This is a genomic window from bacterium, from assembly GCA_040753085.1.
Lineage (GTDB): Bacteria > UBA9089 > JASEGY01 > JASEGY01 > JASEGY01 > JASEGY01.
The window spans coordinates 1-14,945 of sequence record JBFMHI010000058.1 but is presented as its reverse complement, the minus strand read 5'-3'; the positions used below and the strand labels follow the sequence as shown (position 1 = coordinate 14,945).

General features: G+C 44.3%; 14 protein-coding genes and 1 pseudogene. 10 read left to right on the top strand and 5 right to left on the bottom strand.

Annotated elements, in window-relative coordinates; genetic code table 11:
- Positions 1-166: 166 nt before the first annotated feature.
- The 5 genes from AB1797_07660 to AB1797_07640 are packed head-to-tail and all read right to left on the bottom strand — an operon-like array spanning position 167 to position 6,230.
- Positions 167-1,360 carry a type II secretion system F family protein gene (locus tag AB1797_07660; GenBank protein ID MEW5767491.1) on the bottom strand — a complete coding sequence of 398 codons (1,194 nt, stop codon included), beginning with the start codon at positions 1,358-1,360 and terminating at the stop codon, positions 167-169.
- Entirely contained in the window at positions 1,357-3,048 is a 1,692-nt protein-coding gene (gspE, locus tag AB1797_07655) for a type II secretion system ATPase GspE (GenBank protein ID MEW5767490.1), read from the bottom strand. The genes AB1797_07660 and gspE overlap by 4 nt, the downstream gene beginning before the upstream one ends.
- Positions 3,049-3,056: 8 nt before the next feature.
- A complete protein-coding gene (locus tag AB1797_07650) occupies positions 3,057-3,527 on the bottom strand; it encodes a hypothetical protein (protein MEW5767489.1) in 471 nt (156 codons plus the stop codon).
- A complete protein-coding gene (locus tag AB1797_07645; protein MEW5767488.1) occupies positions 3,514-5,712 on the bottom strand; it encodes a secretin and TonB N-terminal domain-containing protein in 2,199 nt (732 codons plus the stop codon). The genes AB1797_07650 and AB1797_07645 overlap by 14 nt, the downstream gene beginning before the upstream one ends.
- 2 nt (positions 5,713-5,714) lie before the next feature.
- Positions 5,715-6,230: a hypothetical protein gene (locus AB1797_07640; protein ID MEW5767487.1), complete on the bottom strand. Its 516-nt coding sequence runs from the start codon at positions 6,228-6,230 to the stop codon at positions 5,715-5,717.
- Positions 6,231-6,542: 312 nt separating this feature from the next.
- Between AB1797_07640 and AB1797_07635 the strand changes: the two genes are divergently transcribed.
- From AB1797_07635 to AB1797_07590, 10 genes and pseudogenes are all read left to right on the top strand, one after another.
- Positions 6,543-7,106, top strand: coding sequence for a type II secretion system protein GspJ (locus AB1797_07635; protein MEW5767486.1), 564 nt, complete (start codon positions 6,543-6,545; stop codon positions 7,104-7,106).
- Positions 7,103-8,170, top strand: a complete 1,068-nt coding sequence (locus AB1797_07630; protein MEW5767485.1) for a helix-hairpin-helix domain-containing protein — start codon at positions 7,103-7,105, stop codon at positions 8,168-8,170. Before AB1797_07635 ends, AB1797_07630 begins: the two co-directional genes overlap by 4 nt.
- Positions 8,170-9,702: a type IV pilus assembly protein PilM gene (pilM, locus tag AB1797_07625; protein MEW5767484.1), complete on the top strand. Its 1,533-nt coding sequence runs from the start codon at positions 8,170-8,172 to the stop codon at positions 9,700-9,702. Before AB1797_07630 ends, pilM begins: the two co-directional genes overlap by 1 nt.
- Before the next feature lie 209 nt (positions 9,703-9,911).
- Positions 9,912-10,628 carry a LysM peptidoglycan-binding domain-containing protein gene (locus tag AB1797_07620; protein MEW5767483.1) on the top strand — a complete coding sequence of 239 codons (717 nt, stop codon included), beginning with the start codon at positions 9,912-9,914 and terminating at the stop codon, positions 10,626-10,628.
- Positions 10,629-10,995: 367 nt separating this feature from the next.
- Entirely contained in the window at positions 10,996-11,298 is a 303-nt protein-coding gene (locus AB1797_07615; GenBank protein MEW5767482.1) for a TolC family protein, read from the top strand.
- Positions 11,288-12,379, top strand: coding sequence for an efflux RND transporter periplasmic adaptor subunit (locus AB1797_07610; GenBank protein MEW5767481.1), 1,092 nt, complete (start codon positions 11,288-11,290; stop codon positions 12,377-12,379). The genes AB1797_07615 and AB1797_07610 overlap by 11 nt, the downstream gene beginning before the upstream one ends.
- Positions 12,376-13,044 (top strand): ABC transporter ATP-binding protein, encoded by a 669-nt coding sequence (locus AB1797_07605; protein ID MEW5767480.1) that lies wholly within the window; start codon positions 12,376-12,378, stop codon positions 13,042-13,044. Before AB1797_07610 ends, AB1797_07605 begins: the two co-directional genes overlap by 4 nt.
- A gap of 1 nt (position 13,045) precedes the next feature.
- Positions 13,046-13,456, top strand: a complete 411-nt coding sequence (locus tag AB1797_07600; protein MEW5767479.1) for an ABC transporter permease — start codon at positions 13,046-13,048, stop codon at positions 13,454-13,456.
- 230 nt (positions 13,457-13,686) lie between these two features.
- A pseudogene (locus tag AB1797_07595) lies at positions 13,687-14,016 on the top strand (ABC transporter permease).
- 60 nt (positions 14,017-14,076) lie between these two features.
- Positions 14,077-14,502, top strand: a complete 426-nt coding sequence (locus AB1797_07590; protein ID MEW5767478.1) for an FtsX-like permease family protein — start codon at positions 14,077-14,079, stop codon at positions 14,500-14,502.
- The last annotated feature ends 443 nt before the right edge of the window (positions 14,503-14,945 follow it).

The window sequence follows — 14,945 nt, the reverse complement described above, 5'->3', positions numbered from 1 at the left end:
GTGCAGCAAACATAAACAGCCTTTTCCCGCTCTGAAAGCCAGTTTGGGACTTTTTTGTGTTCCGGTTGGAGAACAAAAAGTGTAAACCGATCTCTCCCTTCTCAAGTAGCGATTTGAAACGATGCCCCGATTACCGGATGCCTGGGTAGCAGTTAACCACGAATCATCACCATTCACCGAACTTTAACGAGCACAAGGGTAGTAACATAGCCACGACCACAAATCCAACTACAAGAACCATCATGATGATCATAGCCGGCTCAAGGAGAATCATAAGCCTCTTCAGGGAATTCTCTGCTTCTCGTTCGTAGATATTAGAAGACCTGATGAGCATCTCTTCTAAGTTCCCGGATTCTTCACCGCAGGCCACCATCTGGGTCAGTTGGTCGGAGAAGAGAGGTTCCCCCGTCAATTGCTCGGCTATTCCTTTGCCTTCCTTGACCCCCTGGCGCAGATTGTCCAACCCGGATGAGACATATTCATTTCCTATTGTCTCCCTGGTTATGGAAATAGCCTCTAAGACAGGCACACCACTACGGATGAGTGTACCTAAGGTTAAGGCAAGCCTGGAGATCAAGAACTTATTGAGTATCTCTCCCACTAATGGAATCCTTAGCTTAAGCCGATCAAAGGTTCTTCTTCCATTTCTTGTCTTGAGGCAGGCCTTCAGGCTAATAATGAGGAGGAGAATAAAGATTAAACCTATCCACCAGAACTTACCCAAGAGGCTACTTGCCAGGATGAGCAGGCGGGTTGGCAAAGGCAAGATCTGTTCAAGCGCCTCATAGATGATGACCATCCTGGGGATGACAAAAGTCAAGATAAAGAAGATGCTGGCCAGGGTCATTACTGATATGAGGATAGGATAGATCATTATTGTCTTAACCTTATTCTTCAAGTCCTCTTCACGTTCGGCATAGACAGCAAATCTACTCAGGGCCTCCTCCAATTGTCCGCTTGCCTCGCCTGCCTTGACCATACCAATGAGGAGTCCCGGAAAGATGGTCTTATGATTTGAGAGGGCGTCTGAAAGGTGAGATCCCTTCCTTACTGCTTCTTTTATCTGCTCAATTATGGACTTTATCCCTTCATCCTTATATTGATTGGCCAGGATGGTAAGGCCCTTATAAAGGGGAAGGCCCCCTTCCATAAGGCTTGAGAGTTGGCGAATAAGAAGGGTGACTTTGCCTTTATTGATCCTCGGGGGTAAAGGGGTAGACCTCCGGTCTCCTTCAATATCGACCACAATGTATCCCTCTCGCTGAAGCTTACCGAGGGCCTCCTGCCTGGTCTGAGCAGTAAGGACTCCTTTTATCTCCCGGCCCTCTTTAGTCAAGGCATTATAGGTGAAGCTATTCATTCCACATCTACCTCTACCTCTGTTACCCGCAGGACCTCCTCGATGGTCGTTCTGCCTTGAGCGACCTTTTCCCAGCCATCTTCCCGCAGGGTTTTCATCCCAAGATTCCTGGCCTGCTCCTTGATGATCTTTGTTGGTGTTCGTGATAAGATAAGTTTCCTTATCTCATCGTCTATCAAAAGGAACTCAAATATCCCTGTCCGGCCATAGTAGCCTGTACTCAAGCATTGCTTACAGCCTTTCCCCCGGTAGAGGGCCTTTCCCGGTTGAGTTTCTTCAAGGGACACTGGATCAGGAAGGTAAGGTTCTTTACATTCCGGACAGATCACTCGCACAAGCCGCTGGGCCAGTATCCCCTCCACAGATGAGGCAATAAGATATGGTTCTATGCCCATATCAATAAGACGGGTAACGGCCCCGGCAGCGTCATTGGTGTGGAGGGTGGAGAAGACTAAGTGTCCAGTAAGAGACGCCTGAATGGCGATCTCGGCTGTCTCTAAGTCACGAATCTCACCGACCATAATGATGTCGGGGTCATGACGCAGGATATGTCTTAATCCAGTGGCAAAGGAAAAACCTATCTTTGGCTTAATCTGGATCTGGTTTATTCCTGGCAGGCGATACTCAATCGGATCTTCGATCGTAATGATATTGTCATTGATGGTATTGATCTTGCTTATGGCGGCATAAAGGGTGGTTGTCTTGCCGCTTCCGGTGGGACCGGTGACCAGGATAATACCGTGAGGTCTCTTTATCATGGAATCAAACCGCCTCAGGGTATAGGGCTGCATACCCAAATGCTCCAGGCCAAAGAGGATGCTTGCCCTGGTTAAAAGCCTGAGAACCACGCTTTCACCCGAGGGGGTCGGTAGGGTAGAGACCCTTATATCTAATTCCTCTCCCTTTATTCGGAGTTTCATCCGGCCATCCTGGGGGAGGCGGTGCTCGGCGATGTTGAGATCAGCCATTATCTTTATCCTGGAGACAATAGCCGGCTGAAATAACTTGATAGACTGATGAGTCGAAATCTCATGAAGGACGCCATCGATTCGATATCTTATCCTCAACTCCTTTTCATAAGGCTCAATATGGATGTCAGTAGCCCTCATCCGGTGGGCTTCAAGGATGATCTGGTTGACAAATTTGATGATTGAGACATCTTTAGCCATATCCTCAAGCTCTGTCGGCTCCTCTTCAGATCTTATTACCTCTAAGGTCTCATCTCTTGCCCCCATCATTCCTTCAACTGTCTCCGCCCCAAGTCCATAGTAGCGCTTGATGGCTGAGGTGATGTCCTGTTCGCTGGCGATGGCCCATTCCACCTCTTTACCGAGGATCAATCGGATATTATCCAGGATATAAATGTCCAGCGGATCAGAAGTGGCTAAGGTAATGGTGTTATTGCTCTGCTTTATGGGGAAGAATTTGTGATCATAGACGAGCCTGGCCGGAATCTGGTTTATAAGGGAAGGGTCGAGAATATCATCGGATATCTTAATACAGGGTATGCCGAGTTGATTGCTCAGGGCAGAGAGGAGTCCTTCCTCGGTAATCAGACCGAGTTGGAGAAGGGTCTCGCCGATAGGAAGATTCCTCTTTTTGCTTTCTTTCAGGGCTTCCTTAAGCTGGATATCCGAGATCATTTTCTCACTCTTCAAGATTTCCCCCAGGGGTTTTCTTGTAACCATGGACCACCTCACTCGTTCCAGAGTCTTAAAATAACCCTTTTCTCATTCTTTCGCATAATTACTGAGTTTTCCTTTATCGTCACGACCTCCTCTTCATTAACCATATCACCCTTTTTAACGATGTAGCTGGCTTTGGTTGAGGGGTCTTCTAAGATGGCCAGAGGAGGGTTACTGGAGAGAACACCCACCAGGAGAAGGGAGGAGTCTGAATGAAGAAGTGGTTGATTATTCGACATTACGGGTTTACTGTCCGGCTCTTTCTGAGATGTCGGTTTGAAAAGATCCCTAAAGGTCGGGAGTTCGGTATCAGTTGAATAGTTGGAGGTTGGAGACAATAGACTTTGGGTGGTAGGTTTCTGGGTGACCTGCTCCCCTCCGATCCGTGGTTGTCTTGCAAAATAGAGGATGAGGCCCGATCCCATCAAGAGAAAAACAAAGAAGAAAACCCCCAATATTCCGTATCTTTTAATCCTGGTCATGGTGAATCTCCTTGGTATCTACTAAAAGATGCGGGGTTAAATAGATCACCAGCTCTGATTCAGTGAGACCTTTCTTGGTCTTTTTAAAGAGTTTTCCCAAAAGAGGTATCTTGCTCAGGATAGGGGTTCGTTCCACTACCTCTGACTCTGTATTCTGGATCAGGCCCCCAATAATAATTGTCTGACCATCTCTGACCCTAATTGTTGTATCTACACTGCGACGACTGATCTCCGGCAGGCCATCCGGTCCGGTGCCGGTGGCATCACTTATCTCTGGATGGAGTTCGGTGATGATCTCCCCTGAGGCGTTAACCCAGGGGATAATCTTGAGGGTGATTCCTGCATCTACTGTCTGTAAGGTGGTATAAGGGATAGGAGGAGTACCGGTGAACTGGGTGATCTTGAAGTAACGAATCCAGCCTACTTTAATGGTCGCTTCCTTCCCATTTAAGGCAGCAATTCTGGGATTGGCCCTGACCCTGGCCTTGCCCTCACTGATCAGGGCTTGAAGGGAAACGGAGAAGTTTTCAGGGAGGGTGTCGACGGTCTTGAAGGTAAACGAACCCGGTTTTATGCTCACCTCACGTCCCTCCCTGGAATAGGTTCCCTCAAGGCCAAATTCCTTTCCCTCCTTCCTAGTAAATTCAACGACCAGGGCTTCGATCATTATCTGCGCCGACTTTTGATCGAGCCTGGCAATGACTTCCTCTGCCCGGTTGATCAATTCGGAAGTTCCCTTAATAAGGAGGGCATTCTGGTCCTCGATGACCTTAAGATTGTCTGCGGGGATAGTGGAAGGAAGGAGCGGGGGGACATCCCTGGCCTTGATATGTCTTAGCTTAATTAATCTTTCTTCGGTCAGAACAGCCGCCGCTGGTGAGGTTAGAGATGGGTCACCCACAAAGTAGGTCCCATCGATTCGCCGGTAAGTGAACTTTGTCCCTTTAAAGATCAACCTCAATCCTTCATCGAGTTTTAAATTCTTGAAGTGAGTAGTTATCTTCTCCTGTAAAGGGCTGAGAACCGTGAGATTGATCTTGCTCAGCCTGGCAATCCATAACACTACTTGAGATAGCTCCGCGTCTTTAACATCCACTGAAAGCAGGTCATCTTCGAAGGTTATTCCTTCCGGTCTCATATCAATAAGTCTGATGAAGGCCTCTGCCTGGTCGATCAGCTCGGAAGTTCCTTTAATGAAGATAGCATTTTGATCCTTGATAACCTTAAGATTGGCCGCCGGGATGGTCGGGGGAAGGAGTGGAGGTAGATCCTTGGCCTCGATATGTCTTAGCTTAATTAACCTTTCTTCGGTCAGAACAGCCGCCTCTGGTGAGGTCAGAGTCGGATCACCCACTAAATAGATATCCCCTGTCTTCTTAAAGGTGTACCTTGTTCCCTGGAGGATGAGCTTTAGACCTTCATCCAGGGGCAGGTTGGAAAAGGTGAGATTGACCTTATCTTTTAATTGACCAAATATGGCCAGGTTCTTTCTGCCCAGAGTGACGACCCTTCGGATCACCTCAGCCGATTCCTCATCCTTGACATCCAAAGAGAGGAGTCCATCTGAGAGGGAAATGAGCATAGGCGTTCTCTTTTCAGCCGAAACAACCAGGTATATCCCTTCCGACTTAGTCAGAGTAAGACCATAGGCATTCAGGAAGGCCTTAAGACCGGTCTCCAGAGGAACATCAGTAAGGTGAACAGTAACCATTCCAGTGATTGTTTTATCGGCAATGATATTGATACCACTCTTTTCTGAAATTAGGCGTAGAAGTTGCTGAATGTCCATATTCCGGACGTCGAGAGTGAGTCTGTCTCCAGTTATCTCGACAAGGAAAGATTCTCCCCGAGAAGCCTCTTTCATCGCCGGTTTGGTTACCCAGTATATATTGTCCCTCTTTTCATAGGTAAGGCCGTTGACCTCAAGGAGGGTCTTTAGGGCCTCCTCAAAGGGGACGTCTTTTAAGTGGATGGTAATTCTTCCCTGGACTGTAGGATCGGCAACAATGTTAGCTTTGGTCTGAGCAGCTATGGCCCGCAAGACATCCTTTATATCCGCATCCTTAAAGTCAAAACTGACCAGTGGATCTGTGAAACCGGCCAAACAGAGGGAGTTGGGCAGGGTCAGGATAAGGAGAAGAATCATAGCCAAAAGACCTACCCTCAGCCCGTTCTTTATTATCATTTTTATTGATCTCCTTCCAACTTAAGGCTGGGTATAGAAAGTATCAAGTGAATATCCAGTCTTATAGGGTTATCCTGCTTTGGTCTTATCTGGAGAGATTCAACCCCTAATAGATAGTGGGAAGTCTTTAGTTTGGACAGAAGTCTTGCTAATCCATTCATATCTGCCTCGAGGTTCATTCCTAAGAAGCCCCCCTGCTTTTCGGAAGGGGTTGAGTTTATCTGGGTGATTCTTACCCCTGTCATTCCAGCCATCCGGGAGAGATCTCTCAAGAGAGCCGAAATTTCTTTTTCCTCCTTCAAGGCCAACCCCCATCTATTATAATTCTTCTCCAAACGGGCCTTATTTTTAAGAAGAGCCTCTTCATTCCTGAGCCTTGCCTTCTTGATCAGGAGTTCCTCCTGGACAAGCTCTCTTTGCCTCAGGGTAGGATAAAGGGCATAGGTATAGATCAAATAGATAATAATGACCACAACCATCAAGTAGAGACTCATCTTCTCACGCTTAGACAGAGCCATTCTTTTTTTCCTAATGGCGTTGTTCATCGTTTCGGCCAGTTAGACTTGCAATCTTACCTTCCCGAAAGCTTCAAGCTTTCGGGAAGGTTCGCTATTGGCCCAAACGATGAACAAGGCCCTCCTAATCAATTGATTGTCTCTAATATATCACATTTAACCCATCCCTGTCAAGCGGTTCCCGGGGTCCCCCTTCATTTTCCTTGAGGGAATAATCGGAAGGAGCTATAGTAAATTCAAGGTATTTGTTGGTAAGGAGACATATTTTAATTTTCTTGATTGACACTCAATATCTGGAATGGTATATTTAGGTAAATGGGAAATGATCAAAAAGGCTTCACCCTGATTGAGATGATAGTGGCTACCACCGTTCTGGTCCTGGTCGTCACCAGCGTTTATTCTACCTATAGGGCGGGGATGGAAGCCTGGCATAAGGGGGAAGAGGCAATAGAGACTCTCTATGAAACAAAATTTGCCCTTGATCTGATTACAAATGATCTTCGGGCTTCTCTTCTTCCTCCACTCGATCTCAGCGACCCATCCAGTCCAAAACCCCCAAAGGTTACCTTTATTGGGAGACCATCTGAGATAAGCTTTGCAACCTCTTTTAATCTTGATAAAGAAAGCAGCCCGGTCAGGGTAAAATATTTCATTGAAGAAGGAGAGTTAAAGATATCCCGTGAGGAGGCAGAAAATCTTACCCTGGCCACCAATATAGCCGGCCTTTCTTTTGAGTATCACAATGGAAGAGCCTGGCAGAAATCCTGGGATTCAGATAAACTTTTACCAGGGGGGGTAAGGATAAAGATTAGACTCAATGACAGTAGAATCCTACGGAGTAGTGTCTGGATACCTGCTTCCCAGGCAAATGGCCAATGAAAAGAAAGAGAGAAGATGGAGTATCTCTAATCCTTGTCCTCTGGATATCAGTCATCCTGACTGTCACTGTCCTGAGTTTCGCCTCCTTCATAAGGCTCCAGTTAAAGATCACCAGGAATCAAACAGAGAGATTAAAAGCTTACTATATCGCCGAGGCGGGTATTAACCAAGCCATCCTGGAGTTAAGAAAAGACAACAATAAGTATGATGCCCTTAATGAGAAGTGGTCTACCAACGAGGAGGCCTATGAAGGTATCCTATTTGGTGAAGGAGAATACAATGTCCAGGTCATTGATGAAGAAAGTAAGCTTAATATAAACCTTCCTCTTCAGGAGGAAGAAGATAAGAAGACATTTAAGGTAATGCTTTTTTTCTTGCCTGAGATTAAAGAAGACCAGGTAGAAGTCATCATCAATTATAGAAAGGAAAGAGGCATCTTCAAGTCAATAGATGAGGTGTCTTCACTTAAGGGAATGAATATGAAGACATTCTTAGGGATAAAAGACCTTATTACCGTTTATTCATTTGATGAGAAGGATAAAACAAAGATCAATCTTAACCAGGCCGTAAGGGAGGAGTTAAAGACCAAATTGAGAATAACCTATAAGGAGGCTGATGATATCATCAAACACCGCCCTTACCGTCACCTCACCGACCTACTTGAAGTTGACTGGATGAATAAGAATAGATTAATTCAACTAATTGATCGGGTTACCGTTAAAGGGAGCAAGATAGCCCCGGGCCGAATAAATATCAATACGGCTGGCGAGGAGGTCTTAGGGGCCTTAGGGTTTGATCCGGGGGTCGTAAAATTAATCCTCCAACGAAGAGAGGAATCCCCATTCAATTCTCTTCCTGATCTTATGGCCCTTCCCGTTATAGACCTAAAGCGCTTAAAACGATTAAATTTAGACCTAATGGCTACCCATTCTCACACTTTCACCATAGACTCAATGGCTACCTTACATAATACCATAGTAAGGATAAGGGCCGTGGTCAGACGGGATCTACCCTACCAGGGCAGACCTCCTAAGATCTCAATTCTATATTGGAAAACACTCTAATGCTAAGAAAATCCATTATTGGCTTAGATATTGGCACCTCTTCTATTAAGGTCGTTCAATTAAAGATATCTTCTTCCGGAGTCTATCTTAAGAAGAAAGGGATGAAAAAATATTCCTATCCTCTTGATCCAGGGATAGAGGACAATAAAAAAATTATTGCTGAGACCATCTGTGAGCTTTTCAAAGAGTGCGGCCTTAGATCAAAGAGAGTAGTCCTTGGTATTCCAGGATACTGGGGAGTGATTAAATCAGTAAGCCTTCCCACCAAAGATAAGAAGAAGGTCAAGAAGATCGTTGAACTCAATATTGGAGACTACCTTCAACTTCCCTTAGATAAGATTCACTATGACTGGCAGAGCATCAAAAGTGAGGAGAAAAGATCAGATCTTCTTGTGGCCGCCTGCAAGAGGGAAGCCCTGGAAAGCTATCTTTCTATCATAGAGATGGCAGGCCTTCTGCCCTCAATCGTTAGTCTTACCCCCCTGGCTATCTTCAAGGCATACCAGTTCAATCCACCTCCTGAGGAGGCAGCAGCCCTTATCGAAATAGGGAGCAGGAGGACAGAGCTTATCATTACTAAAGGCAGCCGATTCCTCTTCTCAAGATGTATTGGTAAGAGCAGTGATTCACTTACTCAGAAGATCAAAGAGGTCTTTGGGATAGACTTTAAGGAGGCGGAAGAGTTGAAGAAGAGGCGTGGTCTTGTAAAGGCCAATGAGGCAAGAGATGATAATCTATCCCGGTTAGGTAAGGTTAGTCATAGATGGTTGACAGATTTGACTGAGGAGATTGACTATTCATTTCGTGCCTTCGAGAAGAAACATCCAGGAGTTGAAGTCAAAAGAGTCCTTTTGAGTGGTGGAGGTGCAGAGATGGCAAATTTAGTCGATAAGATGGAGGAGGAACTGAATTTGCCTGTTCAGATCATAAACCCGCTTCAGAAGGCAAAATTTGATCACTCGGCTCTCTCTTTTCCTGGTTACCGCTTTCTTCCTGCATTTGGTCTAGCCCTCTTTGGAGTGGATAAAAGGGCCATCAACCTTCTTCCAAAAAAGAAATCCAATCCATGGATTCCGCCAAAGAAAATCCTAATGGCCTCCCCGGCCTTAGTCCCTTTAGTCCTCCTCTTTATTCTGGCCATTATCACCTTTGATCTAAAAGGGAAAGAATCAAGGGTTGAACAGATAAATCAGAGGCTTGTAGCAATTGAGGAAGAGGTGAACAAGGTTCGACTTCTGAAAAGAAAACTGGCCTTAGCGGAAGGCCTTAAAGGAAGTAGCGTATCCTCCTTAGAGATTCTAAAGGAACTAAACCGGATAATTCCGGATAAGGTCTGGCTGACTGAATTATCCCTTAAAGGAGACAGGCTTAATTTATCAACCCAGAGCTTGAGGGATTCAGATGTGGCCGATCTACTCCAGGCCCTAAACAACTCTCCCTATTTCAAAGAGACCAAGCTTGTCTCAAGCGGGCTCACAAAGATTGAAGACAGAGAGGTAACAGAGTCTCGAATAAACTGCTCCTTAAGATAGCTCTCATATTGTCAGAGAAATCACCTTTAGAGATAAATTGTAACTACTCGGGAAGATAGGCTGAAGGCTTTTAGGCTGAAGGCTTTTAGGCTGAAGGCAGAAGGCTTTTAGGGACAAAGGTGGGGAACAGATGATTGGACTTCAGCCTTGAGCCTATCCAGTGGCCGAAACGATGAACAGCGCCCATCTTTAAGAAGGGAGGCGCCAATATGGAAAAACGGCGAATTCTAAAATCAATCGCAGCTTTAATCATAGCCCTAAGTCTTATTACCACTCCCCTTGGGACAGGATTATGGGCTAACGACATGGTCTATACCATCAAGAAAGGAGATACCCTGTGGGACATAGCTAAAACCCACATGGGCAATCCTTATGCCTGGCGGAAATTGTGGAAGTATGACGGCAATACCTATATCAAAAATCCTCACTGGATATATCCGGGCAATACGGTGGCTATTCCCGTGGGGGAAAAGATGGTTACTATTAAACAGTCTGTGCTTGATGAGTTAAAGGCCAGCCTGCTGGCTTGTGAGTCAACCAATGAGGCTATCCTTAAAGAAAAGGAAGCCGTGGTAGCTGAGAAAGAGGCTGAAATAGCCAGACTGACGGAAGATATAGAAAACCTTAAATTAGGACTGGATAGTTGTGAGGAGGAGTATGGATTAGTCGAGAGACAGTTGAGGGATAAAGAACAAGAGTTGAATAAGCTTTATGTCCAGGTGGGAGAACTGAGGTCAAAATCAGACCAGTTGGCCAAAGAGCTTTATGAAAAGGAGGCCCTGGTGGCCAAGCAAGCTCAGACTATGAAGGAGCAGGTAGAGAAGATAGAGGAGTTGGATGTCCATTTCTGGCAGGAGAAAAACCTCTTTCAGTTTTTGGCTTTTGGCTTAGCCGCCGGCGCAATTGTTCTCAGCTCGGCTGAGTAAAATGATGAGAGTGGAGAGTTGAGAGATGAGAATGGAGAGATGAGGGATGGTTCACCTTATTGTGAAAGCTTGCGGCTAAATTAGAAACCCGTTTTTTCCGAAAAAACGGGATGGTTCACTTTACTGTGAAAGCTTGCGGCTGAGAGGTAGGGTGGGCACCGCCCACCAAAAAGGCGTAGATGGCGAACAGATTGGTGGGTAATGCCCACCCTACTTCTGCGGAAGGTTAACCGCGCCTAAAGTTTCACAAGAAAATGGACTATTTTGAACCGTCCCGAAAAAACGGGTTTCTGATCTCGTGTAACCCGAGTAGGTTGCCCCGAATTATTGAGGAAGATACGAAGGACCCGCAAGGTTTCACAGAAAATTGGACGGTTATGAACCGTCCCAAAGAATAAAACAAGAGGTCAAAAAGGAAGTAAGGGAAGCTTGGAATTCTCTTGAGTCAGCTAAAAAGAGAATTCAGATAATGAAGGAGAATGTCTCTTTGGCCGAGGAAAATCTAAAGATAGCTCAACTCCAGTATAAATTAGGGATGATTACTATCAATGAGGTAGCTGACTGTCAGCTTACTTTGAAGAAAACATCTACTAAATACATAGGGGCTTTAATAGACTGGCAGATAGCCAAAGCAAGATTACAGAAAGCGGTAGGTAAAGATGAGTTATAAGAAAATTACTTTAAGTTTTACTTTAAGTTTAATAGTGTTTCTCATCCTTTGTGCAATTGGTTGGTGGTTTTGGCAGAATATTTTTCATTCTTGTTCTGAGGATCCAAAAGTAAAGACTGTTCAGGTAAAAAGAGGTAGAATCACTACTATAATATCTGGAGTAGGTCGAGTGGAGTCAGCACAAGTGACTACACTCAGGGCTAATATCACGGGCATGATTAAAGATATATTGGTTAAAGAAGGGGATATGGTTAAAAGGCATCAGGAATTGATTAAATTTGATATTGATGAAACCGAGAATAAACTGCTCCAGGCGAAAAATAACCTATCTTTGGCCATAATTGAGGTGGAAAGTAGTAGACAACAACTTGAAAACACTAAAGAACTTTATCGGGCTGACGCAGTTTCAAAACTCCAGTTGGATACAGACCAAAGACAATATGACAAGGCTGTAGTTCAACAGAAACAAGCTGAAGAAGAACTTAAATTCGCCAAAATACTCTTTGATAAACTCTCTTGCCGCTCAGTTCAGGAAGGAACAGTAATGTCTAAGGAGGTAGAAAATGGACAAACAGTTCATCCTGGAGAACCTCTACTTACTATTGCCGACACCAACAGACTCCAGATAAAGGTTGAGGTGGATGAAATAGATGCCCTTAAGGTAAAGGTAGGACAGAGGGTTTTTGTAGCGGCAGAAGTTCTCCCCGATAAAGAACTTTCAGGTAGGGTCATTTGGATTGCCCCTTCTGCCAAAAGAAAGAATAATTCTACCATAGTTGAGGCTATAGTTAAATTGACTCAAGATATTCCACTTCTTAAGATTGGTATGCAGGTAGATATCAATTTTATCATTTCCGATAAAGAAGATGTTCTCTGTCTACCGGTGAAGGGAATCATTCGCGAAAACAACAAAAGTTATGTCTTTCTTTATCAAGATGGCGTGGCTTTTAGAAGAGAGATTAAAACAGGCCTCTCTAACTTTGAGTCAATAGAGATTATCTCTGGATTGAACGCCGGTGATGAGATAATCATTACTGAAGGATACAAAATAAAGCCTGGAGATAAGGTGGTCAAAGAATGATTATTGAGCTTTTTAGCATTAAGAAAGTCTATCAGATGAATTCAATAGAAATAACAGCCATAGATGATATCTCTTTATTAATAGAAGAAGGTAGTTTTGTAGCAATTATGGGAGCCTCGGGGTCTGGTAAATCGACCCTACTCTATGTTATTGGCTGCCTTACAAGGCCTACTTCAGGAAGCTATCGGTTAGAAGAAACTGATGTTAGTAAATTGTCCGATTTGGAACTCTCTAAGATTCGTTCAAGGAAGATAGGTTTTATCTTTCAGTCTTTCAATCTCTTACCGAGGATGAGTCTACAGGAGAATGTTGAAGTTCCACTAATCTATTCTAGATGTCTAAGTAATGAGCGTAGAAAACGGGTTAACTCAGCCCTTTCAATGGTTGGGTTAGCCAATCGGGCAGATCATCACCCGAATCAACTTTCAGGGGGTGAGCAACAAAGGGGAGCCATTGCCAGGGCGTTAGTCAATAATCCATCTATTATCCTGGCCGATGAACCAACAGGCAATTTAGATAGCTCTGCAGCTAAAGAGGTAATGGAAACCTTGAGTAGATTGAATCAGGATGGAAGAACCATCTTGATGGCTACCCACAATGAAGAGAACAGTCGATTTGCCTCTCGAATAATCAGATTGAAGGACGGAAAGACAGTAGGGGTGTAAGATGAACTTATTAGTGAACATAAGGATTGCCTTCAGAAGTTTAGGGGCTAATAAATTACGAACGGCTTTAACTTTATTAGGAATAATCATTGGAGTATCAGCAGTGGTTATAGTAGGCTCTACAGGAATGAGTGGCAAAAAGGCCATTGTGAAAGAATTAGAATCATTCGGTCTTTCTTCCTTAAGGGTATGGCGTAGCTGGGGAGATAGACCTCCTGGAGAGGGAGCTGAAAGACTTGAGGCAGCCATTAATTATGACGACTTAGAAGCTATTGTTAAGGAATGCGATAAGGTCAAGAGAGTTGCTCCTTTATGTGGTGATCTGATGGCTTGGGCCCGTTATCGTGGAGAATATTCTAAGGCCCAGTGGATAGCCACTACCCCTGATTACAACGAGATAAATAGCGATTAACGTGAATATGAAAACTCAAATCTACCAGAACAGATTGCCAATCAAGATGTTATGTGAGCCTGAGTACTTATTCGAGGCTACTAAATCTTGATAGAGGTAGTCTAATCAGGCAGACTATAGTTTAATGTTGGTATAATATGCTGACTGTTTGTTAACTGAGGCTGTTTCACCTAAACCACTGTAACCGTTGGTGTTAGTTTTCATATTCACGTGATTACTTACTCTCTGGTCGCTTCTTAAATAAAAATGACTGTGAAACCAAACAGAGGGTTTGTGTAATAGGAACAGATATTAGCAAGAAATTATTTCAAGGAATAGATCCTTTGGGTAAAGAGATACTCCATATTGGAGAAACGATAAGAGACTTAGGAAGGTTTAGGGTTGTGGGAGTGCTTCAGCCCAAGGAAACACCTCTTCTATCTACTATTCTTGGGGCCAATAGTGAAAACAATAGAATCATCATCCCTATATCTGTTCTTTTCCATCAATTCAACTCAAAAAAGATAAATGATCTTATGGCTGAGGCAGTCTTCCCATCAAAGGTAGAAGAGGCGGCCACACAGATTAAGAATCTCTTGAAACAAAGGCATAAGGAGAGATTTCAATATGACCATGAGACGATGCAACAACATATTGAAGTAGCCAATCAAATTTTGGGGACTGTGGGTTGGCTTGCCATTATTGCTGCCGCTATATCTCTATTGGTGGGAGGAATAGGTATTATGAATATAATGGTTTCTTCAGTAGTCGAAAGGACAAGGGAGATTGGAATCAGAACATCTTTAGGGGCAAGCAATAGAGATATCTTCTTTCAATTTTTGACCGAGAGTGTAGTGCTTAGCCTAATGGGATGCCTCATTGGTTGCTTTTTAGGGATTGGAGCGACATTGGCTATCGAGGTGTTGAATCATCAACCCAAATTGTTAGCTCCAGAGTTTATAGTCCTATCTATTCTTATCTCCATCTTGGTGGGTATTCTTTCTGGTCTATATCCGGCACTCCGTGCTTCATCATTCGATCCAGTTGATGCCTTAAGGTATGAATAGGTAATATAGTAAACGACACTGTGAATGCGGCGCTCGTGGCCTTTGGGTTGGCGGAAGAACCGCTCCATGTCCAGGTTGTCTCCGGGCAGATCCAAAATCATCTCCTCCGACAAACAGGCCGGCCGCAAAACTGGTCATCACTCTGGCCATGTGTTGCCGCTGATATCGGCAGAAATCGTATCATAGGGGACGGAGTCTTCAATTCAGACATAAGAAATAACCTCTATTAAGAGATAGAATTAATAGGATGTTGGAAGGTGGTAGGGTAACAAAGTAATAAAAAATTTAGATTTTATGGGATGGTTCACTTTACTGGGTAATGGGGGACGGTGGTGTAGAAAGCAATTTACTTCTACTTGTTATTTGTTTTCTACACCACCGTCCGTATGCCGTGTATACTGTATGACTTGCTGGTTAAAGTCCAGCCCAGGGAATTGTCAGTT

Coding starts and splice junctions, on each gene's coding strand:
- AB1797_07660 (MEW5767491.1), bottom strand. CDS start 1,360: ATGAATAGCTTCACCTATAATGCCTTGACTAAAGAGGGCCGGGAGATA.
- gspE (MEW5767490.1), bottom strand. CDS start 3,048: ATGGTTACAAGAAAACCCCTGGGGGAAATCTTGAAGAGTGAGAAAATG.
- AB1797_07650 (MEW5767489.1), bottom strand. CDS start 3,527: ATGACCAGGATTAAAAGATACGGAATATTGGGGGTTTTCTTCTTTGTT.
- AB1797_07645 (MEW5767488.1), bottom strand. CDS start 5,712: ATGATAATAAAGAACGGGCTGAGGGTAGGTCTTTTGGCTATGATTCTT.
- AB1797_07640 (MEW5767487.1), bottom strand. CDS start 6,230: ATGGCTCTGTCTAAGCGTGAGAAGATGAGTCTCTACTTGATGGTTGTG.
- AB1797_07635 (MEW5767486.1), top strand. CDS start 6,543: ATGGGAAATGATCAAAAAGGCTTCACCCTGATTGAGATGATAGTGGCT.
- AB1797_07630 (MEW5767485.1), top strand. CDS start 7,103: ATGAAAAGAAAGAGAGAAGATGGAGTATCTCTAATCCTTGTCCTCTGG.
- pilM (MEW5767484.1), top strand. CDS start 8,170: ATGCTAAGAAAATCCATTATTGGCTTAGATATTGGCACCTCTTCTATT.
- AB1797_07620 (MEW5767483.1), top strand. CDS start 9,912: ATGGAAAAACGGCGAATTCTAAAATCAATCGCAGCTTTAATCATAGCC.
- AB1797_07610 (MEW5767481.1), top strand. CDS start 11,288: ATGAGTTATAAGAAAATTACTTTAAGTTTTACTTTAAGTTTAATAGTG.
- AB1797_07605 (MEW5767480.1), top strand. CDS start 12,376: ATGATTATTGAGCTTTTTAGCATTAAGAAAGTCTATCAGATGAATTCA.
- AB1797_07600 (MEW5767479.1), top strand. CDS start 13,046: ATGAACTTATTAGTGAACATAAGGATTGCCTTCAGAAGTTTAGGGGCT.
- AB1797_07590 (MEW5767478.1), top strand. CDS start 14,077: ATGCAACAACATATTGAAGTAGCCAATCAAATTTTGGGGACTGTGGGT.